Raw genomic sequence first — 20,078 nt, forward strand, 5'->3', positions numbered from 1 at the left:
TACGGTCATCCGGACCGCCGCTCGGCGGCCGTTCAAGGGTGAACGTGAGGTGTCCTCCATGCTGACCGTCCTCGGCTTCGCCATGATCGCGACCTTTCTGGTCCTGATCATGACGAAGAAGATGTCGCCGATCGCGGCGCTCGTGCTGATTCCCGCCCTCTTCTGCGTCGCGGTCGGGCAGGGGGGCCGCCTCGGCGACTACGTCGTCGAGGGGGTCGGCAACCTGGCGCCGACGGCCGCGATGCTGATGTTCGCGATCGTCTACTTCGGCGTCATGATCGACGTCGGCCTGTTCGACCCGATCGTCCGGGGCATCCTGCGCTTCTGCAAGGCCGACCCCCTGCGGATCGTCGTGGGTACGGCGGTGCTCGCCGCGATCGTCTCCCTGGACGGCGACGGCTCCACCACGTTCATGATCACCGTTTCGGCGATGTATCCGCTCTACAAGCGGCTCGGGATGAGCCTGGTCGTCATGACGGGTGTCGCCGCCACCGCCAACGGCGTCATGAACACCCTGCCGTGGGGCGGCCCCACCGCCCGCGCCGCGACCGCCCTGAAGGTGGACGCCGCCGACATCTTCGTGCCGATGATCCCCGCGCTCGCCACGGGGTTGTTCTTCGTCTTCGTCCTGGCGTACGTCCTAGGCCGCCGTGAGCGCAGGCGCGTCGGCCACCTCACGCTCGACGCGGTCCTGGCGCCGGAGCCCGACGAGGTCCTGGTCGCGACGGGCGGTGGCGGTGGCAGCGCCGGCGGTGCCGGCCGTGCCGTCGGTACCGGTGAGAGCGCGGCAGGGAAGGCGACGGTCTCCCGGAGCGCGGCGGGTGCCGATTCCGGTGCGGGTGCGGGTGAAGGGCACGACGAGGGGTTCCAGGGGCTCGACCCGAACCGCGCCACGCTCCGTCCCCGGCTGTACTGGTTCAACGCGGGTCTGACGGTGGCGCTGCTCACCGCCATGATCCTCGAACTGCTGCCGATCCCGGTGCTCTTCCTGCTCGGTGCCGCCCTCGCGCTCACCGTCAACTACCCGAACATGGCGGAGCAGAAGGCCCGTATCGCCGCCCACGCCGACAACGTCCTGAACGTCACCGGCATGGTCTTCGCCGCCGCCGTCTTCACCGGTGTCCTCACCGGCACCGGCATGGTCAAGCACATGGCCGACTGGCTCGTCGGTGCGATCCCCGACGCCATGGGCTCGCAGATGGGTCTGGTCACCGGCGTGCTGAGCCTGCCGCTCACCTACTTCATGTCGAACGACGGCTTCTACTTCGGCGTGCTGCCCGTCCTCGCGGAAGCGGGCGCGGCCCATGGCGTGTCGTCCCTGGAGATCGCGCGGGCGTCGATCGTCGGCCAGGCGCTGCACATGTCGAGCCCGCTGGTGCCCGCCGTGTACGTCCTCGTCGGCATGGCGAAGGTGGAGTTCGGCGACCACACCAGGTTCACGGTGAAGTGGGCCGCGCTGACCTCGCTGGTCGTCCTGGCGGCGGCGGTTCTCTACGGGATCGTCTGAAGGCACGGGTGACCGGGGTCCGGGGTTCCGTCCCCGGTCTCCGGCCCCCTCTCCGGCCCCCAGTCCCCGGTCTCCGGGCCCCGGCTCTGAGCCGGACGGGCTACTCGGGGGACGACACGGGCATGTCGGCCCCTCCACGGCCAAGGGGTGACTGATAGTCGGATTATCGGTTGAACCATCCGACATGTCCTTTCTCGGAGGAATCAGCATGCCCGTTCGTGCCGTTCGTCCCCTCGCCGCCACCCTCGCGGCCACGGCCGCCTTCGGCGGCCTCGCTCTCGCCGGAGCCCCGGCGGCGTTCGCCGCCCCCGGCGACAACGGCGACATCAAGGTCCACAAGGTCGGCACCCCCTACGGCGACCTGGGCGACGAGGCGAAGGTCTGCAAGTTCTACCTCGCGGCCTTCAACTTCGACGTCCTTCAGGAGGTGAGCTGGGAGATCACCCCCCAGCCGCCCCGCCCGGAGGTCCCGACCCTCACCGGCCGCGTCGCGCTGGCCACCGGGATGGGCCACACCAACCCGCTGACCCTGCCGGAGGGGCAGTACCGGGTCACCTGGACCTTCCCGGGCGCCCTTCCGGCCGGCAAGCAGAAGATCTTCACGGTCGACTGCCACGGCAACGGTCCCGGCCGTCCCGGCCACGGCAACAACGGCCCGGAGAACAACCACGGCAACAACGGCGCGGAGAACGGCCACGGCAAGCCCCCGCACGGCGCGGTGGGCGCGGGCGGCGGCGGCAGCGCGGAGCTCGCCGCCGCCGAGGACTCCTCCGGTCTTGGCGTCGGGACGGCCGTCGCCGCCGGCCTCGCCGGTACGGCCGGACTGGTCCTGATCCGCCGTTCGCGCCGCCGCAGCAATGGCGCCGCGTAGGTCCCGCCTCATGCGCAGGCGGCGGCGCCTGTTCCGGCTCGTCAGGACCGTGGTGGTGACCGTGGTCCTGGTGGTCGGAGGCGTCTGGTGGGCCGGTGACGAGGAGCCGGCCGGGCCGCCCCTCGCCTCCGGTCCCGCCGCCTCCGGTCCGGCCGCCTCCGAAGCGGCCGCGGCCGGGGCGCCGGCCGCCCTGGACCACAACGCGAAACCCGGGGGGCGACCGGGGGGCGCGTCCCCGCCCCGGTCGAAGGACACGTCCCGGCGGGCGGCCGCGCCGCTTCCCCGTTCGCGTCCCCTCACCGTCGCGGTCCCCGCCATCACCATCGAGGCGCCCGTGACCGACCTCGGCCTCGACGCCGCGGGCCGGCTCGCCGCTCCACCGGTCGACGACCCGCGGGTCGTCGGCTGGTACGCCAAGGGGCCCGCCCCGGGTGAACGGGGGACCGCCGTCGTCGTCGGTCACCGCGACACCCGTACCGGCCCCGCCATCTTCCTCAACCTCAACGCGCTCAGCCCCGGCAACACCGTCCGGGTCGCCCGCGCGGACGGCAAGGTCGCCGTCTTCACGGTGGACCGCGTCCGGACGTACGCCAAGAACGCCTTCCCCGACAAGGAGGTGTACGGCGCCACCGGGCGGCCCGAACTGCGGCTGCTCACCTGCGGCGGAGCGTTCGACCGGGAGACGGGGTACGAGGCGAACATCGTCGTCTTCGCCCATCTCACCGACATCGACCAGAAGATCTGACGCCTCCGCGAGCCACGGGCCGCGAGTCGGTGGACCGGGTGGAACAGTACGTCCGACCGGCGGCCCCAGCCGCCCCGCCGGTCTCCCCGCCGCGTCCGGCGGGCCACGCCGTCCGGCGCGCGCCCGCCGGACGCGGCGGCATGCCCGCGCCCGGGTTCCGGGACCGACGCCCGGGTTCCGGGACCCGTGACCCGGGACCCGGGGACTGAGACCCGGGGCACGTCCCGGAGCCCTGGCGCCGGAAAACTAACGTCGCTAGTTTGGGTGGACGACGAGCCCGTCGGCAACGTGAGGAGACAGCGGATGAAGGCGCACGACGCGATGTACATCGGCGGGGAGTGGCGGCCCGCCTCCTCCACGGACACCATCCCGGTGATCAACCCGGCGGACGAGCAGGTCATCGGCCACGTCCCGGCCGGCACCGCCGAGGACGTCGACGCCGCCGTACGCGCCGCCCGTGCCGCGCTGCCCCGCTGGGCCGCCACCCCGCCCGCCGAGCGCGGTGCCCGTATCGCCGCCCTGCGCGACGCGCTCGCCGCCCGCGCCGAGGAGATCGCCGCCACCGTCACCGCCGAGCTGGGCGCCCCGCCGCAGCTCGCCGCCGCCGTGCACGCCGGACTGCCGATCGCCGTCGCCGGCACGTACGCCGAACTCGCCGCCACCCACCCCTTCGAGGAGAAGGTCGGCAACTCCACCGTCTACGCCGAACCGGTCGGCGTCGTCGCCGCGATCACCCCCTGGAACTACCCGCTCCACCAGATCGTCGCCAAGGTCGCCCCGGCCCTCGCCGCCGGCTGCACCACCGTCCTCAAGCCCGCCGAGGACACCCCGCTCACCGCGCAGCTCTTCGCGGAGGCCGTGCACGAGGCGGGTCTGCCCGCCGGCGTCTTCAACCTGGTCACCGGCCTCGGCCCGGTCGCCGGGCAGGCGCTCGCCGAGCACCCGGACGTGGACCTCGTCTCCTTCACCGGCTCCACCGCCGTCGGCCGCCGCATCGGCGCCCTCGCGGGCGGGGCCGTCAAGCGGGTCGCCCTCGAACTCGGCGGCAAGTCCGCCAACGTGATCCTGCCGAGCGCCGACCTCCCGAAGGCCGTCGCCGTCGGCGTCGCCAACGTCATGTCCAACTCCGGCCAGACGTGCAGCGCCTGGACCCGCATGCTGATCCCCGCCGACCGGTACGAGGAGGCGGTCGCGCTCGCCGCCGAGGCGGTCGCCAAGTACGTCCCCGGCGAACGCGTCGGGCCGCTGGTCAACGCCAGGCAGCGGGAGCGCGTCCGCGGCTACATCGAGAAGGGGATCGAGGAGGGCGCCCGGCTCGTCGCCGGTGGTCCCGGGGCCCCGCGCGAGACCGGCTACTACGTCTTCCCGACCGTCTTCGCCGACGTCACCCCGGACATGACCATCGCCCAGGAGGAGATCTTCGGGCCGGTCGTCTCGCTCCTCCGGTACGAGGACGAGGAAGAGGCCCTCGCCATCGCCAACGGCACCGTCTACGGTCTCGCCGGGGCCGTCTGGGGCGACCCCGAGGAGGCCGTCGCCTTCGCCCGCCGCATGGACACCGGCCAGGTCGACATCAACGGCGGACGCTTCAACCCGCTGGCGCCGTTCGGCGGTTACAAGCAGTCCGGCGTCGGCCGGGAGCTCGGCGCGCACGGCCTCTCCGAGTACCTCCAGACCAAGTCCCTCCAGTTCTGACGGTTCCGGCGCCCCCGGTGCCCCCGATGTCCCGGCCGGTGGCTCCGGTGGTCCCGGCGCCCGGCACACCGACGGCCCCGGCAGTTCCGGTAGTTCTGGCAGTCCCGACAGTTCCGAGCCCCGAGGAGCACCGCACGTGAGCCTGATCCGCGCCGCCGTCCTGCCCGCCGTCGGCGCTCCGCTGGAGATAACCGACATCGACCTCCCCGAACCCGGCCCCGGCCAGGTCCGGGTCCGCCTCGCCGCCGCCGGCGTGTGCCATTCCGACCTCTCCCTCTCCAACGGCACCATGCGCGTCCCGGTCCCGGCCGTCCTGGGCCACGAGGGCTCCGGCACCGTCGTCTCCGTCGGCGAGGGCGTCACGCACATCGCCCCCGGCGACGAGGTCGTCCTCAACTGGGCACCGTCCTGCGGGCGTTGCCACCCCTGTTCGCTCGGGGAGGTCTGGCTCTGCGCCGACGCCCTCACCGGCGCCGCGAACGTCCACGCCCGCACCCAGGACGGCACCGACCTCCACCCCGGCCTGAACGTCGCCGCCTTCGCGGAGGAGACGGTCGTCGCCGCACGCTGCGTGCTCCCCGTGCCCGACGGCGTGCCGCTCGCCGACGCCGCCCTGCTCGGCTGCGCCGTCCTCACCGGCTGGGGCGCGGTCCACCACGCGGCCCGGGTCCGGGAGGGCGAGACCGTCGCGGTGTTCGGCGTCGGCGGTGTGGGCCTCGCCGCGCTCCAGGCCGCCCGGATCGCGGGCGCCTCGACGATCGTCGCCGTGGACGTCACCCCGGAGAAGGAGGCGCTGGCGAGGGCGGCCGGGGCCACCGAGTACGTCGTCGCCTCCGCGACCACGGCGAAGGACATCCGGAAGCTGACCGGGGGCCAGGGCGTCGACGTGGCCGTGGAGTGCGCGGGCCGCGCCGTCTCCATCCGTACTGCCTGGGAGTCCAGCCGGCGCGGCGGCCGCACCACGGTCGTCGGCATCGGCGGCAAGGACCAGCAGGTCACCTTCAACGCCCTGGAGATCTTCCACTGGGGCCGCACCCTGGCCGGCTGCGTCTACGGCAACTCGAACCCCGGCGAGGACCTGCCGGTCCTCGCCGGTCACATCCGGGCCGGCCGCTTCGACCTCGCTTCCCTCGTCACCGAACGGATCACCCTGGACGGCATCCCGGGCGCCTTCGACAACATGCTCGCGGGCAAGGGCGGCCGGGCCCTGGTGGTCTTCCCCTGAGACGCGTACGGAGGGCCGCGCCACCCCGGGGGGAGGCGCGGCCCTTCGCGTGCACGGGCAGGTCGCACGGCACCCGTCACGGACCACGGACCACGGGGCCGGGACGAGGTGCGGGCCGCGCGGACGGCCGTGCCGTACGAATCCTCCCGGGCCGGACCCGGAGAGGGGGACCGGCAGGGTCAGGCGAGCTGGACGGCCAGGGAGCCGGCGATCAGCAGGGCGAGCCCCAGGGCACGCGACGTGGTGAGGGGACGCCGCGGGAGCCTGAAGAGGCCCTTGTGGTCGATCAGGGCCGAGGTGAGCTGCTGGCCCGTCACGGTGAGGGCGACGGTCACCGCGGCGCCGATGGACGGGATGAGCAGGAAGGTGCCGGTGACGTAGGCGGCGGCGCAGACGCCGCCGATCCACCCCCACCAGGGCATCTTCTTCAGCGGGGCGATCCGGGGCCTCGGGGTGCGGCGCGTCGCGTACAGCACGAGCAGGACGACGGCGATGGTGAAGGTCGCCACCGTGAAGCTGATCACGGCCACGGTGAGGGGCTCCTCGAGCCGGGTCCGCAGCTGGGCGTTGACCGCGCCCTGCACCGGCAGCATGCCGCCGGCCGCGATGCCGAGGGCGATCCGGCCGGCGCGCCCGGCGCCCGACGTTCCGGGGGTGCCGGGCGCGCCGGCCTTCATGCCCCGGACGATCACGACGATGCCCGCGAGGACGGCCGCGGCGCCGAGGACGATGCCGGCGCCGGGTTCCTTCCGCTCCAGGCCGAGGAGGCCGAGGAGGTCGAGCGCGAGCGAGGCGAACATCTGGCCGGTGACGAAGAGCCCGACGGCCGCGAGGGCGCCGAGCCGCGGGAACAGCAGGATGCCGCTCGTGATGTAGAGCGGGCTTGCCAGTCCGCCGAGCAGCTGCCAGGGCTCGACGTCGGGCAGCCCGCCGAGCGCACCGAGCGCGCCGGCCGCCGCCGCGAGCACGACGAGCAGGCCCGTCGCGACGCCGAGCTGGAGGGTGGAGGCGCCGTACGGGGTACCGACGGCCGAGTTGAGCTGGAGGTTCACCGAAGCCTGGACGGCCAGGAGGCAGCCGACCAGCAGGGCCGCGGCGAGGAGCGCGGTGTGCATCTGAATCTCCCCGGGACAGGATGACGGACAGTCAAGTGGACACTGAGTCCGATTAGATTGCCATGCGCCACGGTAAACGGACAAGGTGTCCATTTGATTTCGGGGGAAGTAGGGTCGGGGCCATGAGCGACGACGAGCAGCGCGGACGCGGACCCGCCGTGCGCCGGCCCGAAGGGCTCCTCGGTGATCTCCGGCCCCCGGACGACCGGCCGTCCGGCCCCCGCAGGCGCGCGGACGCGGAACGGAACCGTGCCCGGATCCTGGCGGCGGCCGAGCGGCTCTTCACCGAGGGCGACCCGAGGGCGGTCACCATGGACCGGATCGCCAGGGCGGCCGGGGTGGGGCGCGCCACGCTGTACCGGAGCTTCCCCGACCCGCCGTCGGTCGCCGTGGCCCTGCTCGACGACCACGAACGCCGGTTGCAGGAGCAGCTCCTCCACGGCCCGCCGCCGCTCGGTCCCGGCGCTCCGGCGGGGGAGCGGCTGGCGGCGTTCTACCTGGCGATGCTCGATCTCCTCGAACGGCACCTGCCGCTGGCGCTGGGGGCGGAGACCGGGCCCGCCCGCTTCCGGACGGGCGCGTATGGCTTCTGGCGCGTCCACGTCCGGACGCTCCTCGTGGACCACGGGATCGAGGACCCGGATCCGCTGATCGACATCGCGCTCAGTCCCCTGTCGCCCGAACTCTTCCACTTCCAGCGGCACGAACTCGGCCTGTCGGCCGAGCGCGTCGGGCGTTCGCTCACGGTCTTCGCCCGGCAGCTGCTGCGGCCCGGCGGGGAGCACTGAGGGCCTTCCGCCGGAAGCGGCGCGGCTCGATCCGGGACCGTACGGGCACGGCGGGCCGGGCGGGCCGCCCGCGCGCCGCCACCGCCGGGCCCCGGGCGGCCGTGGAGCGACCGGTGGCGACCGTACGGCCCGTCAGGCGGATCCGGCCGTTCCGGAGGTGGCGGAAGTCCGCGCCCGGGAACGGGAGACGGCCACGCCCACGAGGCACAGCACGCCCCCGGCGAGGGTGAGTGGGCCGGGCAGCTCGCCCAGGAAGGCCCAGGCGAGCAGCACCACGAGGGCGGGCACGGCGTACGTCGTCGCGCCCATCCGCCCGGCGGTCGTACGGGCGAGGGCGTATGCCCAGGTCGTGAACGCGAGCGCGGTGGGGAACACCCCGAGGTAGACCATGTTCAGGGTCGCCGGCAGTGGCGCCCGCCCCATCTCCCCGATCAGCCGCCCGGCGAACGGCAGGCACGCCACCGCCCCCACCAGGCACCCGAACGTCGTCACCTGGAGCGCGCTGCCGTGCGCGAGCGCCGGCTTCTGGGCGACGACCCCACCCGCGTACGCCACCGCCGCGACCAGGCAGAGCGCGACCCCCAGCACCGAGGCGTGGCCGCCGGAGGAGTCCCGGGACATCGAGAGGCCGACCGTCACCGCGCCCGCGAACGAGACCGCCATGCCCGCGAGCAGCCGGGGCGGCAGGGCCTCTCCGAGGAACCGCGCGCCGAGCAGGGCGATCAGGATCGGCCCGACGTTCACCACCATCGCCGCCGTGCCCGCGTCCACCTCCTGCTCGCCCCAGTTGAGCACCACCATGTACACCCCGAACCAGAGCAGTCCGGAGACCGCGATCCCCGGCAGGGCCGCCCGTGGCGGGAGCCCCTCCCGCCGCACCAGGAGGACGGCGCCGAGGACCAGCACCCCGGAGAGGAGCCGTCCGAGCGCGAGCGCGCCGGGGGAGTAGGCCGCCCCCGCGCTGCGGATGGAGACGAAGGCGGAGGCCCACAGGACGACGGTGACGCCGGCCGCGGCGAACGCGAGCCGGGGGGACTGTTTCTGCATGGCCCGACGGTAGGCGGCGGACCGTTCGGCGAACACCGCAATGTTCCCGGAGCCGGAGCCGGAGCCGGAGCCGGAGCCGGAGCCGGAGCCGGAGCCGGAGCCGGAGCCGGAGCCGGAGCCGGGGCCGGGGCCGGGGCCCGGACCGGAACCAGGAGCGGTCCCCTTCACCGCAGCGTCCCCGGCGCGATCCCCAGACCGTCCCACAGGGCGTTCTCGCCCGCCGGGGTCACCTTCACGGCCCGCCCGGATCCGATCCGTACGCACCACCCGGCGCCGAGCGCGTGGCGGCAGAGCGCGGCGCCCGCGACCCCCGCGAGGTGGGGACGGCGTTCGGTCCAGTCGAGGCAGCCGCGCGCGACGGGCCGCCGTCCCCTCCGTACGAGGGCGATGCCCTGTTCGTCGAACCAGGCCAGGCCCCGGTCCGTGAGCGCGAACCCGGTGTCCTGGCGCAGGAGTCCCCGTGCCGTCAGCGCGTCGGTGATCGCGATGCCGAGCCGCCCGGCGAGGTGGTCGTAGCAGGTCCGGCCGCGGGCCATCGCCTCCCCGGCGCTCGCCTCCCGCAGCGAGCGGGGCCGGGCGGGCACCGCGGGACCCGACCGGGCGGCCAGATCCTCGACGAGCTGCGCGACCCCGGGGTCGGCGAGCCGCACGTACCGGTGCCGGCCCTGCCGTTCCTCCGTGAGCAGCCCGCCCCCGACCAGCTTTCCGAGGTGTTCGCTCGCGGTGGAGGGCGCCACCCCGGCGTGCCGGGCGAGTTCCCCGGCGGTCCAGGCCCGTCCGTCCAGCAGGGCGAGCAGGAACGCGGCGCGGCTCTCGTCCGCGAGGAGCGCCGCGAACGCGGCGAGGTCACCGGCTGTCATGCGTCCAGGGTGCCGTGCTCACGCTTCGGCGGCGGCCGAAGTGCCGGGACCCCGTCCAGCCCGCGCGCCCGATCCGCCCGCCCGGTCCGCGTACTGCGCGGCGAGCCCGTCGAGGAGCGCCCGCAGGCCCGTCTCGAAGGCCCCCTCGTCCACCTTCTGGCGGTGCTCCGCGAGCAGGTGGGCCTGGCCCAGGTGGGGGTAGTCGGCGGGGTCGTACGCCGTCTCGTCGTCCACGAAACCGCGGGCGAAGGAGCCGAGGGCGGAGCCGGTGACGAAGTACCGCATCAGGGCGCCGATGTACGTGGCCTGGGCGGGCGGCCAGCCCGCGCGGACCATCGCTCCGAAGACGGCGTCGGCGACGCGCAGGCCCGCGGGCCTGCGGCCGGGCCCCTGGGCCAGGACCGGGACGATGTGCGGGTGGTCCGCGAGGGCGGCCCGGTAGGAGACGGCCCAGTCGTGCAGGGCGGTCCGCCAGTCGCGGGGGTCGTCCTCCGCGAACATCGACAGGTCGATCTTCGCGCTCACCGCGTCCGCGACCGCGTCGAGGATCTCGTCCTTGGTGCGGAAGTGGTTGTAGAGGGAGGGGCCGCTCACCCCCAGTTCGGCCGCGAGCCGGCGGGTGGAGAGGGAGGCCAGCCCCTCCGCGTCGACCAGCGCGCCCGCCGTCTCGACGATGCGGTCTCGGCTGAGCAGGGGCTTGCGCGGTCGGGCCATGGCCCACATAGTAGGCGTGCGATCCGAAAACTAGCACTGGTAATTAAATGGACGGGTGAGGTGGCACGGTGGATCTGGCGCTGAGCGAGGAGCAGGAGGCCGTACGGCGGCTCGCCGAGGACTTCGTCGCACGCGAGGTGAGCCCGCACGCCGCCGCGTGGGACCGCGCGGAGGAGGTGGACCGGGGGATCGTGAAGAAGCTCGGCGCCGTCGGCTTCCTCGGCCTCACCCTCCCCGAGGAGTACGGCGGTTCGGGCGGCGACCACCTCGCGTACTGCCTGGTGACCGAGGAGCTGGGGCGCGGCGACTCCTCCGTGCGCGGCATCGTCTCCGTCTCCCTGGGGCTGGTCGCCAAGACGATCGCCGCCTGGGGGAACGAGGAGCAGAAGCGGACCTGGCTGCCCCGGCTCGCCTCCGGCGAGGCGCTCGGCTGCTTCGGGCTCACCGAACCGGGCACCGGCTCCGACGCCGGGAACCTGGCCACCCGCGCCGTACGGGACGGAGGCACCGGCGACTACGTGATCAACGGCACCAAGATGTTCATCACCAACGGCACCTGGGCCGACGTCGTGCTGCTCTTCGCCCGCACGAACGACACGCCCGGCCACAAGGGCGTCTCCGCCTTCCTCGTTCCCGCCGACGCCCCCGGCCTCACCCGCCGCCCCGTCCACGGCAAGCTCGGCCTGCGCGGCCAGGCCACCGCCGAACTGGTCCTGGAGGACGTCCGCGTCCCGGCCGCCGCGATGCTCGGCCCCGAGGGCAAGGGCTTCGCCGTCGCCATGTCGGCCCTCGCCAAGGGCCGCATGTCGGTCGCGGCGGGCTGCGTCGGCATCGCGCAGGCCGCGCTGGACGCGGCGCTGCGCTACGCGGGGGAGCGCGAGCAGTTCGGGAAGCCCATCGCCTCCTACCAGCTGGTGCAGGAGCTCGTCAGCGACATCGCCGTCGACGTGGACGCGGCCCGGCTGCTCACCTGGCGGGTCGCCGACCTGATCGACCGGGGCGAGGACTTCGCCACCGCCGCCTCGAAGGCGAAGCTGTACGCCTCCGAGGCCGCCGTCCGCGCCGCCAACAACGCCCTCCAGGTCTTCGGCGGTTACGGCTACATCGACGAGTACCCGGTCGGCAAGCTGGTCCGCGACGCGCGCGTCATGACCCTGTACGAAGGCACCAGCCAGATCCAGAAGCTCATCATCGGCAGGGCGCTCACGGGGATCTCGGCCTTCTGAGTACGCCGGCTGAGTACGCGGGCGGATGCGGTGGGTCCCGCGTCCGCCCGATCCTGACCGGTATGAGCGACACACAGGTCAAGCAGCAGAACACCGCCGCCTACTACACGCAGGCCGTCATCTCCTTCGGGGTCGCGATCGCGGCCGTGGCCGTCGGCGTCTACCAGCTCGACGCCAGCGCCTGGGTGCGGGCCTTCCTCGCCGTCTCGGTCCTCTACCTCACGACCTCGGCCTTCACCCTCGCCAAGGTCGTCCGCGACCGCCAGGAGGCGGGCCAGATCGTCAGCCGCGTCGACCAGGCCCGCCTGGAGAAGCTCCTCGCCGAGCACGACCCCTTCCAGAAGCTCTGAGCCCGTTCCCGCTCCCCGTCCCGCTCCCGGCCCCGCCCCGCTCCGCGCACCGGCGCTTGAAGGCCGGCCGGCCGTGGGTAGGAGGCGGTGGACGGGGCGGGGTGTGGACGGTTCGAGGGGGGCGGCGTGGATCTCGGTTCCGTGGTCATCGCGGTGACGGGCGTGGCGGGGACGCTGGGAGGCGCGGTCCTCACCCAGCGGATCGCCGGACGGGCGAGACGCCGGGAGATCGCCCTGCTCCGGGAGCAGGAAGAGGTCCGGGAGAACCTGCTCCTGCGGCGCACGTGCTACGTGGGCCTCAACCGCGACGCGCGCCGGTTCACCACGGCGCTCGGCAGGCACCTGCACGTCATGCGGGAGCGGGACGCGGAGGAGGCCGACAGGGAGGCGCTGGAGGAGGCGAAGAGGGCTCACCGCGACAGCCACTCCGAAGCGCAGATGATCGCGCCCGACGCCGTGCTGGCGCGGACGAGCGAGGTCAACAGGGCCCTGAACGAGGTCTACGGCCGGATCAGGCGCCTCGAACGGGGAGAACCCGGACCCGGCGAGACGATGGTGGACGCGGCCCGGGGCCAGGCGGAGATCTGGGACCTGCTCCGGGCCATGAGGACCACGATGCGCCAGGACCTGGGCGTGTCCCCGGAGGAGTGACACCGCCGCGCCCCGCCGGAGGCCCCGGGCGAATCTAAGCGCTTGCTCACCCTCGTTGTATGGTGTTCGTCCTGACGGGGACCGAGAGGGAGTACGGAATGAGCGCGGCGGAGGAGACGCCCGGCGGCGAGGACGTGCCCTGGGGCGAGGTCACGCCCGAGGCGGCCCGGCGACTGCTCGTGGCCGCCGTCGAGGCGTTCGCCGAGCGCGGCTACCACGCCACCACCACCCGGGACATCGCCGGCCGTGCGGGGATGAGCCCGGCCGCGCTCTACATCCACTACAAGACCAAGGAAGAGCTGCTCCACCGGATCAGCCGGATCGGTCACGACAGGGCCCTGGAGATCCTCCGGGCCGCCGCCGACGGCGAGGGCACCGCCGCCGAGCGCCTCGCCGCCGCCGTGCGCTCCTTCGTCCGCTGGCACGCCGAGCGCCACACCACCGCCCGCGTCGTGCAGTACGAACTCGACGCCCTCGGCCCCGGGCACCGCGCCGAGATCGTGGAGCTGCGTCGGCGGTCCGACGCGGCCGTGCGCGGGATCATCGAGGAGGGGGTCGCGGCGGGGGAGTTCGACGTCCCCGACGTGTCCGGCACCACGATCGCCGTGCTGTCCCTCTGCATCGACGTCTCGCGCTGGTTCACCACCCAGGGCCGCCGCACGCCCGACGAGGTCGGCGCGCTCTACGCCGACCTCGTGCTCAGGATGGTCGGCGCTCAGAAGTAGTAGCGGGAGATCGACTCGGCGACGCAGACCGGCTTCCCGGAGCCCTCGCGCTCGACGGTCACCGCCGCCGTCACCTGTACCCCGCCGGCGACCTCCTCGACCTCCGTCAGGACGGCCGTGGCGCGCAGCCGCGAGCCGACCGGTACGGGGGCGGGGAAGCGCACCTTCCCGGTGCCGTAGTTGACGCCCATCCGCACGTTCTCGACCACCAGGACCTGCGGGACGAGCACCGGGAGCAGCGACAGGGTCAGATAGCCGTGCGCGATGGTCGTGCCGAACGGTCCGGCGGCGGCGCGCTCCGGGTCGACGTGGATCCACTGGTGGTCCCCGGTGGCCTCGGCGAAGAGGTCGATCCGCTTCTGGTCGACCTCCAGCCAGTCGCTGTACCCCAGCCGCTCGCCGACCCCGGCGCGCAGCTCCTCGGCGGAGGTGAAGATCCTCGGCTCGGCCATGTCCCTGCTCCCTCTCGTCACGCTCTCCCGGCCTCCCGGCCCTGCGGTCCCGGGTGTTCCGGTCGCGCTGTCCAAGCGCTTGCTCAGCATTGTGGCGAGGGCGGCACGCTGTCAACGCCCGTCCGGACACCGGGCGGACGCCGGGACGGAGGCCGGAGCGGGCACCCGACCGGACGCCGGGAAGGGTCCCGTAGGGTCGCGGAGTGCCGCAGATCCCAGAGAAGATCCACGAACTCACCGTCGGCCAGCTCTCCGCCCGCAGCGGAGCCGCCGTCTCCGCCCTGCACTTCTACGAGGCCAAGGGGCTCATCAGCAGCCGCCGCACCAGCGGCAACCAGCGCCGCTACAGCCGCGACGCCCTGCGTCGGGTCGCCTTCGTCCGCGCCGCGCAACGGGTCGGCATCCCCCTCGCCACCATCAGGGAGGCGCTTGCCCGGCTCCCGGAGGAGCGCACGCCCACCCACGAGGACTGGGCCCGGCTCTCGGCGGCCTGGCGCGCCGAACTCGACGAGCGCATCAGGCAACTGGGCCGGCTCCGCGACCACCTGACGGACTGCATCGGCTGCGGCTGCCTCTCCCTGGAGACCTGCGTCCTGTCCAACCCGGACGACGCCTTCGGCGAGCGGATGGCGGGCTCCCGCCTCCTCCCGGTGCGCCGCCCGGCCCCGGAGGACGGGGCGTAGGACACGGCGGCGGGCCGCGCCGGACCCTCTCGCCGGGCGCTCGCGCCGTGCCCCCGCCGGGCGCGCGCGGGCCGTGCCGGGGCCTCCCGGACCCCGGCCGCCCGCCCGCTCCCCGTCCTACGCCGCCGACGCCATCGGCCGGTGCCGGCCGTCCCGGGCCCGGGCCAGCGCCCCCGGCGTGAGCACCGCGCGCGGGACGCCCACGCCGCAGTCCCCGCACACGGGGCCGTACCGGGGGTCGTACCCGTCGCCCGGCCCGGGCCACTCGATCCGGGGCCCCGCGCACACCGGGCACGCCTCGCCCGGTCCGCGCTCCAGGGCCGTGACCAGCCGCCGCAGCACCTCCGGCAGCGGGTCCGACGGGTGCACCCCGGGGTCGCCGCACCGGACCACGCCGTTGCCGCCCCAGACCCGCCGGTGCCAGTCGTCGAGCGCGCCGGGCCGGCGCAGCCCCTCGTGCTTCTCGCGCCGCCGCCGGGCGGCGAACCCCTCCTCGTACGCGAGCCACACGGCCCGCGCCTCCTCCAGCTCGTCGAGCGCCGCCACCAGCCGCTCCGGGTCGAGCTCCCGGTCCTCGGGCCCGAACCTGTGTCTGCGGCACAGGTGGTCCCAGGTCGCCCGGTGCCCGTACGGGGCGAACCGTTCCAGGCACTTGCGCAGGGAGTACCTGCGCAGCGCCGTGTCGCACCCCGGATCGCGCACCTGTCTCGCGAGACTCCGGAAACCGGCCATCTCCCGCCACCTCCGTCGCTGGTCCTTCCGCGGTATCAGAGGGACGAACGGGAGGCCCTCCGCGTTCCATCGGCATCCGGAGGGCGGCCCGCCGCCGGGGCCGGAGGGGTTCCCGGGGCGCGGCGGAACCGCGCGCCCCGCGGGGCTGCCGTCCGGTCCCGGACGCCGGCACCGCGCCCGGGACCGGCTCCTGGCGGCGGCCGCACGGACGCGCCGGGGGACCTCAGCGCAGCCGCGCCGCCGAGATCCGGGGGAAGTGGATCAGGAGGTCGTACGAGGCGGAGAGCCGGCCGGGCACGGTGTCGCCCGGCCAGGGGTACGCGGTCCCGACGTTCCGGTACGGCCGGGACGTCCCGAGCCAGTCGCGCGCCGCCGGGGTCGTGTGGCGGAGGTCCAGGTAGAACGGGGCGGACGCGACCCGGTCCAGGGTGTGGGCGCCGCTGTCGGGCCCGAGCGGGCCGACCGTGAAGACCCGCAGCGGCTCGCCCGGTGTCCCGGTGTCGTGCGCGTTGAAGGACCCCTGCCCGAAGGAGGCGCCCACGCTCACGTAGTCCCGGCCGAGCGCGTCCCGCAGGAAGGCCCCCTGGAGGCGCGGGTAGTGCTCCGGGGCGAGCGTCACGTACCCCACGTGCCCGTTGTGCGCGGAGAGCAGCATCCGGTCCCCGGTCCTCCGCTGCCACCACACGGTGTTCTCGGCCATGGTCCGGTCGCGGTGGAGCATCGCCGCCGCGACCCCCTCCGGCGTCGCGAAGTCGTGCGCGTACTCGGTGCCGACCTGGGCGATCGCGCGCGCGTGCTGCACGGCCCAGGCGTGCGCCTCCCGCGCCCCGGCGCCCCCGACGGGCCGCTGCCGCTCCAGGAGGGCGAGCGCCCGGTCCGCGTCGTCGGCCATCCGCCGCCGCTCGGCGAGCGGCCGCTCCATGTACCCCTTCATCCAGGCCCCGGCGCCGCCCGTGGGCCGGGACTCCCGGTACAGCTCCCGGAACCGGGGGAGGAGCGCCGGACGGGTGCGGGAGACGTAGGAGGTGACGGCGTCGAACAGGTTCGGGCCCGCATAACCGAGGTCGTTGCCCATGAAGCGGACCTGGTGGCCGGGGTGGGTCTGGTTGTGGCGCCGCATCCAGCGGAAGAGGTCGAGGTACTCCTCGGTGTTCCAGAGGCGGTACGACTCCTGGAACTCGTCCCGCATGATCGCCTCGATGTCGCCGCGACCGGTGCGCACCCATTCGTCGACGAGGAGTCCGGTGGACCAGTTGGCCTCCAGGGCGAAGGTGGTGAACCCCTTCCGCTCCACCAGGTGTTCGAAGATCCGGTGCTTGGCCGTGAAGAACTCCGCCGAGCTGTGGGTGGCCTCGCCCACGCCGACGACCTTGGCGGAGCCGATCATCCTGTCGAGCGGGCGCAGATCCTCCAGGGGGCGTGCGGAGCGGGAGAGTTCGCGCGCCGGGTCGGTGACGGCCGAGGCGGCGCCGGCGGGGAGGGCGGTGGCACCGGCCCGCGCCGGGACGAGACCGCCCAGACAGACGGCGAGCAGCAGGCCGGCGACGGACAGGCGGCGCCGTACCGAGGACTTCGGGAGCGTGGTGGAGTGCATGGGACCAGCCTGGTCGGCGCGACGCCGCCGGGACATCCCGCCCGCCCCCCTCCTGACGTTCCGTCCGCCCCCCGCGCGACACGGGGGACAGCACCCTTCCCGAACGCCCCTCAGCGGTACAGCAGGTACCCCCGCCGCACCGCCCGGAAGGCGTCCAGGTCCGCCTGCCACGCCCCCACGACCTCGGCCGTGTCCGCGCCCGCGTCGATCAGGGTCCGCACCCGGGCCGAACCGGTCAGCCGGTCGATCCAGTGGTCCGGCCGCCAGGCGAAGCCGGACCAGGTGCGGCGGGCGGTGACCAGGAGGCCGATCCCCGTCCGTACCGGATCGAAGGCGTCCCGGTCGTGGACGTGCAGCTGCACCCCGCCCACGGTCCTTCCCTGGAACTTGGAGAAGACCGGCGCGAAGTACGCCTCGCGGAAGCGGACCCCGGGCAGGCCGAGCGCGTTCGCCGCCTCCGCCCACCGGTGGTCCACCCCCTCGGCGCCGAGGAGTTCGAAGGGACGGGTGGTGCCCCGGCCCTCGGAGAGGTTCGTGCCCTCGAAGAGGCAGGTGCCGGAGTAGACGAGCGCGGTCTCCGGCGTGGGCATGTTCGGGCTGGGCGGGACCCAGGGCAGCCCGGTGGCGTCGAAGAAGTCCGTCCGCCGCCACCCCGTCATCCGCACGGTCTCCAGGGCGACGGGCTCGTCCAGGAACTCGCCGTTGAAGAGCAGGGCCAGCTCCGCCACCGTCATGCCGTGCGCCTGCGCGACCGGCTCGCGTCCCACGAAGGTGGCGAACGCCCGGTCCAGGACGGGACCGAGGGCCGCGCGGCCGGTCACCGGGTTCGGCCGGTCCAGGACCACGAACCGCTTCCCGGCGAGGGCGGCGGCCTGCATGCAGTCGTACAGCGTCCAGATGTAGGTGTAGAAGCGCGCCCCCACGTCCTGGATGTCGAAGACGACCGTGTCCACCCCGGAGGCGGTGAAGACGTCGGCCAGCGGCCGGCCGCTCTTCAGGTACGTGTCGTACACGGGCAGCCCCGTCGCCGGGTCGTCGTACCGGCCCTCCGAACCGCCCGCCTGGGCGGTGCCCCGGAAGCCGTGCTCGGGGCCGAAGACGGCGACCAGGTCCACCCGCTCGTCGGCGTGCATCACGTCCACCAGGTGGCGCGCGTCGGCGGTCACGCCGGTCGGGTTGGTGACGACCCCGACCCGTTGGCCGGACAGGAGGGCGTACCCGTCCGCCGCGAGCCGTTCGAAGCCGGTCCGCACCCGGCGGTGCCCGGCCCCCCGGTCCGGGGGCACGGCCCGGGCGGGGTGCGCGGTGGCGGCCGTCGCCCCGAGGGCGCCCCCGGCGGCCAGCAGACTCCGACGCGACAGACCCATGCGCGAACCTCCTCGATCGCCGGCCCCGGCCGGGGCGCGTGACACGGGCACGCACGCTAGCGGTCCCGGCGGCATCCGGGAACGAGGCGTGCGGATCCGCTCTTCCCCCCGTACATACCGACCGGTTAGTCTGCGCGGGTCGTCGTCCCGGAAAGTCCTGGAGAGGTGGGCCACCCATGAGCGCGGACACGAGCACGGGAACGGGTACGGGCGTCCTTCGCGGCGCCGGGGTCGTCGTCACCGGAGCGGGCGGCGGCATCGGCGCCGCCCTCGCCCGCCGCTTCGCCGCCGAAGGCGCCCGGGTCGTCGTCAACGACCTCGACGCCGACCGCGCCCGCGCCGTCGCCCGGGAGATCGGAGGCGTCGCCGTCCCCGGCGACGCCTCCGCCGTCGTGGAGGAGGCCCGTGAAGCCCTGGGCGGCGCCGGCGCCCTCGACGTGTGGTGCGCCAACGCCGGCCTCGCCTCGCCCGGGGACGCCTTCGCCGACGAGGACGTCTGGGCCGCGGCCTGGGACGTCAACGTCATGGCCCACGTCCGCGCGGCCCGCGCCCTGCTCCCGGAGTGGCTGGAGCGCGGCAGCGGCCGCTTCGTCTCCACCGTCTCGGCCGCCGGACTGCTCACCATGATCGGCGCGGCGCCGTACAGCGTCTCCAAGCACGGCGCGTACGCCTTCGCCGAATGGCTCTCGCTCACCTACCGGCACCGCGGCCTCGCCGTCCACGCCATCTGCCCGCAGGGCGTCCGCACGGACATGCTCACCGCCGCCGGGAGCGCGGGCGAGCTGGTCCTCGCCCCCACGGCCATCGAGCCCGAGGCCGTCGCGGACGCCCTCATGGACGCCGTCGGGGACGGCCGCTTCCTGGTCCTGCCCCACCCCGAGGTCGCCGGTTACCACCGCAACCGGGCCACCGACCCCGAGCGCTGGCTCGCCACCATGAACCACGTCCAGCGCACCTGGGAGACGGGCGCCCGTTAGGCCGGGCCCCGGCGGATGGGAAGATCTGGGGCGGAGACGGCGTTCCCGGCACGGAGGACGACCGCGCGTGCCGGTACGGGCACGCACCGGCACGAGCACGCATCAGGACGAGCGCGAGGGAAGGCGGCGGAGCATGGCCAGGACGACGGACGGGAGCGGAGCCCCCGTCCCCCAGAGGCTCCTCGCCGCCGCCACCCGGCTCTTCGCGGAGCGGGGCTACGACCGCACCTCCGTCCAGGAGATCGTGGAGGCCGCCGGGGTCACCAAGGGCGCCCTCTACCACTACTTCGGTTCCAAGGAGGACCTCCTCCAGGAGGTCTACGCCCGCGTCCTGCGCCTCCAGCAGGAACGGCTCGACGCCTTCGCCGGCGCCGACGCGCCCGTGGAGGAACGGCTGCGCGCCGCCGCCGCCGACGTCGTCGTGACCACCATCGAGAACCTGGATGACGCGGCGATCTTCTTCCGCTCCATGCACCACCTCAGCCCGGAGAAGAACAAGCGGGTGCGGGCCGAGCGGCGCCGCTACCACGAGCGGTTCCGGGCCCTGGTCGAAGAGGGCCAGCGGACGGGCGTGTTCTCCTCCGAGACCCCCGCCGACCTCGTGGTCGACTACCACTTCGGCTCCGTGCACCACCTGTCCACCTGGTACCGCCCGGACGGTCCGCTCACCCCCGAGCAGGTCGCGGACCACCTCGCCGACCTCCTCCTCCGGGCCCTGCGCCCCTGACCGCGCCCCCGTCGAGGGGGGCGCGGC

Annotated in this window: 21 protein-coding genes; 13 read left to right on the forward strand and 8 right to left on the reverse strand. The window is 74.3% G+C overall.

Features of this window, described 5'->3' with window-relative positions; translation table 11 throughout:
• The first annotated feature begins 58 nt into the window (after window positions 1–58).
• The 5 genes from ACZ6AQ_RS18910 (at window position 59) to ACZ6AQ_RS18930 (ending at window position 6,043) form a co-directional block, all read left to right on the forward strand.
• Window positions 59–1,507: a CitMHS family transporter gene (locus tag ACZ6AQ_RS18910; RefSeq protein WP_468760793.1), complete on the forward strand. Its 1,449-nt coding sequence runs from the start codon at window positions 59–61 to the stop codon at window positions 1,505–1,507.
• A gap of 208 nt (window positions 1,508–1,715) precedes the next feature.
• Window positions 1,716–2,378: a hypothetical protein gene (locus ACZ6AQ_RS18915; RefSeq protein ID WP_468760794.1), complete on the forward strand. Its 663-nt coding sequence runs from the start codon at window positions 1,716–1,718 to the stop codon at window positions 2,376–2,378.
• Window positions 2,379–2,388: 10 nt separating this feature from the next.
• Window positions 2,389–3,123, forward strand: coding sequence for a class F sortase (locus tag ACZ6AQ_RS18920; RefSeq protein ID WP_468760795.1), 735 nt, complete (start codon window positions 2,389–2,391; stop codon window positions 3,121–3,123).
• A gap of 303 nt (window positions 3,124–3,426) precedes the next feature.
• Window positions 3,427–4,818, forward strand: coding sequence for an aldehyde dehydrogenase family protein (locus ACZ6AQ_RS18925; protein WP_388693814.1), 1,392 nt, complete (start codon window positions 3,427–3,429; stop codon window positions 4,816–4,818).
• Window positions 4,819–4,960: 142 nt separating this feature from the next.
• Window positions 4,961–6,043, forward strand: a complete 1,083-nt coding sequence (locus tag ACZ6AQ_RS18930) for a Zn-dependent alcohol dehydrogenase (RefSeq protein ID WP_468761000.1) — start codon at window positions 4,961–4,963, stop codon at window positions 6,041–6,043.
• A gap of 179 nt (window positions 6,044–6,222) precedes the next feature.
• Here ACZ6AQ_RS18930 and ACZ6AQ_RS18935 read toward each other — a convergent pair whose 3' ends face one another.
• Window positions 6,223–7,158, reverse strand: a complete 936-nt coding sequence (locus ACZ6AQ_RS18935) for a DMT family transporter (protein ID WP_468760796.1) — start codon at window positions 7,156–7,158, stop codon at window positions 6,223–6,225.
• Between the two features lie 122 nt (window positions 7,159–7,280).
• On the opposite strand from ACZ6AQ_RS18935, the gene ACZ6AQ_RS18940 reads away from it, so the two are divergent.
• Window positions 7,281–7,946: a TetR/AcrR family transcriptional regulator gene (locus tag ACZ6AQ_RS18940; protein ID WP_468760797.1), complete on the forward strand. Its 666-nt coding sequence runs from the start codon at window positions 7,281–7,283 to the stop codon at window positions 7,944–7,946.
• Between the two features lie 132 nt (window positions 7,947–8,078).
• Here ACZ6AQ_RS18940 and ACZ6AQ_RS18945 read toward each other — a convergent pair whose 3' ends face one another.
• From ACZ6AQ_RS18945 to ACZ6AQ_RS18955, 3 genes are all read right to left on the reverse strand, one after another.
• The gene (locus tag ACZ6AQ_RS18945) at window positions 8,079–8,993 is read right to left on the reverse strand and encodes a DMT family transporter (RefSeq protein WP_468760798.1); all 915 of its coding nucleotides are present in this window, start codon (window positions 8,991–8,993) and stop codon (window positions 8,079–8,081) included.
• A 164-nt stretch (window positions 8,994–9,157) separates the two neighbouring features.
• Complete coding sequence (locus ACZ6AQ_RS18950; protein WP_468760799.1) at window positions 9,158–9,853, reverse strand: ArsR/SmtB family transcription factor; 696 nt, start codon at window positions 9,851–9,853, stop codon at window positions 9,158–9,160.
• Window positions 9,854–9,871: 18 nt separating this feature from the next.
• A complete protein-coding gene (locus ACZ6AQ_RS18955; RefSeq protein WP_468760800.1) occupies window positions 9,872–10,567 on the reverse strand; it encodes a TetR/AcrR family transcriptional regulator in 696 nt (231 codons plus the stop codon).
• A 68-nt stretch (window positions 10,568–10,635) separates the two neighbouring features.
• On the opposite strand from ACZ6AQ_RS18955, the gene ACZ6AQ_RS18960 reads away from it, so the two are divergent.
• The 4 genes from ACZ6AQ_RS18960 (at window position 10,636) to ACZ6AQ_RS18975 (ending at window position 13,519) form a co-directional block, all read left to right on the forward strand.
• The gene (locus tag ACZ6AQ_RS18960) at window positions 10,636–11,793 is read left to right on the forward strand and encodes an acyl-CoA dehydrogenase family protein (RefSeq protein ID WP_468760801.1); all 1,158 of its coding nucleotides are present in this window, start codon (window positions 10,636–10,638) and stop codon (window positions 11,791–11,793) included.
• 62 nt (window positions 11,794–11,855) lie between these two features.
• Window positions 11,856–12,143, forward strand: coding sequence for a YiaA/YiaB family inner membrane protein (locus ACZ6AQ_RS18965; protein ID WP_388693802.1), 288 nt, complete (start codon window positions 11,856–11,858; stop codon window positions 12,141–12,143).
• A gap of 126 nt (window positions 12,144–12,269) precedes the next feature.
• Window positions 12,270–12,794 carry a hypothetical protein gene (locus ACZ6AQ_RS18970; RefSeq protein WP_468760802.1) on the forward strand — a complete coding sequence of 175 codons (525 nt, stop codon included), beginning with the start codon at window positions 12,270–12,272 and terminating at the stop codon, window positions 12,792–12,794.
• 98 nt (window positions 12,795–12,892) lie between these two features.
• Window positions 12,893–13,519, forward strand: coding sequence for a TetR/AcrR family transcriptional regulator (locus ACZ6AQ_RS18975; RefSeq protein ID WP_468761002.1), 627 nt, complete (start codon window positions 12,893–12,895; stop codon window positions 13,517–13,519).
• Here the strand turns inward: ACZ6AQ_RS18975 and ACZ6AQ_RS18980 are convergent.
• Entirely contained in the window at window positions 13,510–13,971 is a 462-nt protein-coding gene (locus ACZ6AQ_RS18980; protein WP_468760803.1) for a MaoC family dehydratase, read from the reverse strand. The two genes, ACZ6AQ_RS18975 and ACZ6AQ_RS18980, sit on opposite strands and share 10 nt — an antisense overlap.
• A 203-nt stretch (window positions 13,972–14,174) precedes the next feature.
• Between ACZ6AQ_RS18980 and soxR the strand changes: the two genes are divergently transcribed.
• Window positions 14,175–14,654: a redox-sensitive transcriptional activator SoxR gene (soxR, locus tag ACZ6AQ_RS18985; protein WP_468760804.1), complete on the forward strand. Its 480-nt coding sequence runs from the start codon at window positions 14,175–14,177 to the stop codon at window positions 14,652–14,654.
• A gap of 117 nt (window positions 14,655–14,771) precedes the next feature.
• Here soxR and ACZ6AQ_RS18990 read toward each other — a convergent pair whose 3' ends face one another.
• From ACZ6AQ_RS18990 to ACZ6AQ_RS19000, 3 genes are all read right to left on the reverse strand, one after another.
• Complete coding sequence (locus ACZ6AQ_RS18990) at window positions 14,772–15,386, reverse strand: hypothetical protein (RefSeq protein WP_388693796.1); 615 nt, start codon at window positions 15,384–15,386, stop codon at window positions 14,772–14,774.
• A gap of 223 nt (window positions 15,387–15,609) precedes the next feature.
• Window positions 15,610–16,980: an erythromycin esterase family protein gene (locus ACZ6AQ_RS18995; RefSeq protein WP_468760805.1), complete on the reverse strand. Its 1,371-nt coding sequence runs from the start codon at window positions 16,978–16,980 to the stop codon at window positions 15,610–15,612.
• A gap of 110 nt (window positions 16,981–17,090) precedes the next feature.
• Entirely contained in the window at window positions 17,091–18,347 is a 1,257-nt protein-coding gene (locus ACZ6AQ_RS19000; protein ID WP_468760806.1) for an exo-beta-N-acetylmuramidase NamZ family protein, read from the reverse strand.
• Window positions 18,348–18,523: 176 nt separating this feature from the next.
• Between ACZ6AQ_RS19000 and ACZ6AQ_RS19005 the strand changes: the two genes are divergently transcribed.
• Together ACZ6AQ_RS19005 and ACZ6AQ_RS19010 are read left to right on the forward strand one after the other, a co-directional pair.
• The gene (locus tag ACZ6AQ_RS19005) at window positions 18,524–19,324 is read left to right on the forward strand and encodes an SDR family oxidoreductase (RefSeq protein WP_468760807.1); all 801 of its coding nucleotides are present in this window, start codon (window positions 18,524–18,526) and stop codon (window positions 19,322–19,324) included.
• A 133-nt stretch (window positions 19,325–19,457) separates the two neighbouring features.
• Window positions 19,458–20,051: a TetR/AcrR family transcriptional regulator gene (locus ACZ6AQ_RS19010; RefSeq protein ID WP_468760808.1), complete on the forward strand. Its 594-nt coding sequence runs from the start codon at window positions 19,458–19,460 to the stop codon at window positions 20,049–20,051.
• Window positions 20,052–20,078 lie beyond the last annotated feature (27 nt).

The sequence above is a fragment of the Streptomyces sp. NPDC041191 genome, assembly GCF_055591945.1.

Excerpts from the sequence above, each read along its gene's own strand:
- ACZ6AQ_RS18910 (WP_468760793.1), top strand. The coding sequence starts at position 59 with ATGCTGACCGTCCTCGGCTTCGCCATGATCGCGACCTTTCTGGTCCTG.
- ACZ6AQ_RS18915 (WP_468760794.1), top strand. The coding sequence starts at position 1,716 with ATGCCCGTTCGTGCCGTTCGTCCCCTCGCCGCCACCCTCGCGGCCACG.
- ACZ6AQ_RS18920 (WP_468760795.1), top strand. The coding sequence starts at position 2,389 with ATGCGCAGGCGGCGGCGCCTGTTCCGGCTCGTCAGGACCGTGGTGGTG.
- ACZ6AQ_RS18925 (WP_388693814.1), top strand. The coding sequence starts at position 3,427 with ATGAAGGCGCACGACGCGATGTACATCGGCGGGGAGTGGCGGCCCGCC.
- ACZ6AQ_RS18935 (WP_468760796.1), bottom strand. The coding sequence starts at position 7,158 with ATGCACACCGCGCTCCTCGCCGCGGCCCTGCTGGTCGGCTGCCTCCTG.
- ACZ6AQ_RS18940 (WP_468760797.1), top strand. The coding sequence starts at position 7,281 with ATGAGCGACGACGAGCAGCGCGGACGCGGACCCGCCGTGCGCCGGCCC.
- ACZ6AQ_RS18945 (WP_468760798.1), bottom strand. The coding sequence starts at position 8,993 with ATGCAGAAACAGTCCCCCCGGCTCGCGTTCGCCGCGGCCGGCGTCACC.
- ACZ6AQ_RS18950 (WP_468760799.1), bottom strand. The coding sequence starts at position 9,853 with ATGACAGCCGGTGACCTCGCCGCGTTCGCGGCGCTCCTCGCGGACGAG.
- ACZ6AQ_RS18955 (WP_468760800.1), bottom strand. The coding sequence starts at position 10,567 with ATGGCCCGACCGCGCAAGCCCCTGCTCAGCCGAGACCGCATCGTCGAG.
- ACZ6AQ_RS18965 (WP_388693802.1), top strand. The coding sequence starts at position 11,856 with ATGAGCGACACACAGGTCAAGCAGCAGAACACCGCCGCCTACTACACG.
- ACZ6AQ_RS18975 (WP_468761002.1), top strand. The coding sequence starts at position 12,893 with ATGAGCGCGGCGGAGGAGACGCCCGGCGGCGAGGACGTGCCCTGGGGC.
- ACZ6AQ_RS18980 (WP_468760803.1), bottom strand. The coding sequence starts at position 13,971 with ATGGCCGAGCCGAGGATCTTCACCTCCGCCGAGGAGCTGCGCGCCGGG.
- ACZ6AQ_RS18990 (WP_388693796.1), bottom strand. The coding sequence starts at position 15,386 with ATGGCCGGTTTCCGGAGTCTCGCGAGACAGGTGCGCGATCCGGGGTGC.
- ACZ6AQ_RS18995 (WP_468760805.1), bottom strand. The coding sequence starts at position 16,980 with ATGCACTCCACCACGCTCCCGAAGTCCTCGGTACGGCGCCGCCTGTCC.
- ACZ6AQ_RS19000 (WP_468760806.1), bottom strand. The coding sequence starts at position 18,347 with ATGGGTCTGTCGCGTCGGAGTCTGCTGGCCGCCGGGGGCGCCCTCGGG.
- ACZ6AQ_RS19005 (WP_468760807.1), top strand. The coding sequence starts at position 18,524 with ATGAGCGCGGACACGAGCACGGGAACGGGTACGGGCGTCCTTCGCGGC.
- ACZ6AQ_RS19010 (WP_468760808.1), top strand. The coding sequence starts at position 19,458 with ATGGCCAGGACGACGGACGGGAGCGGAGCCCCCGTCCCCCAGAGGCTC.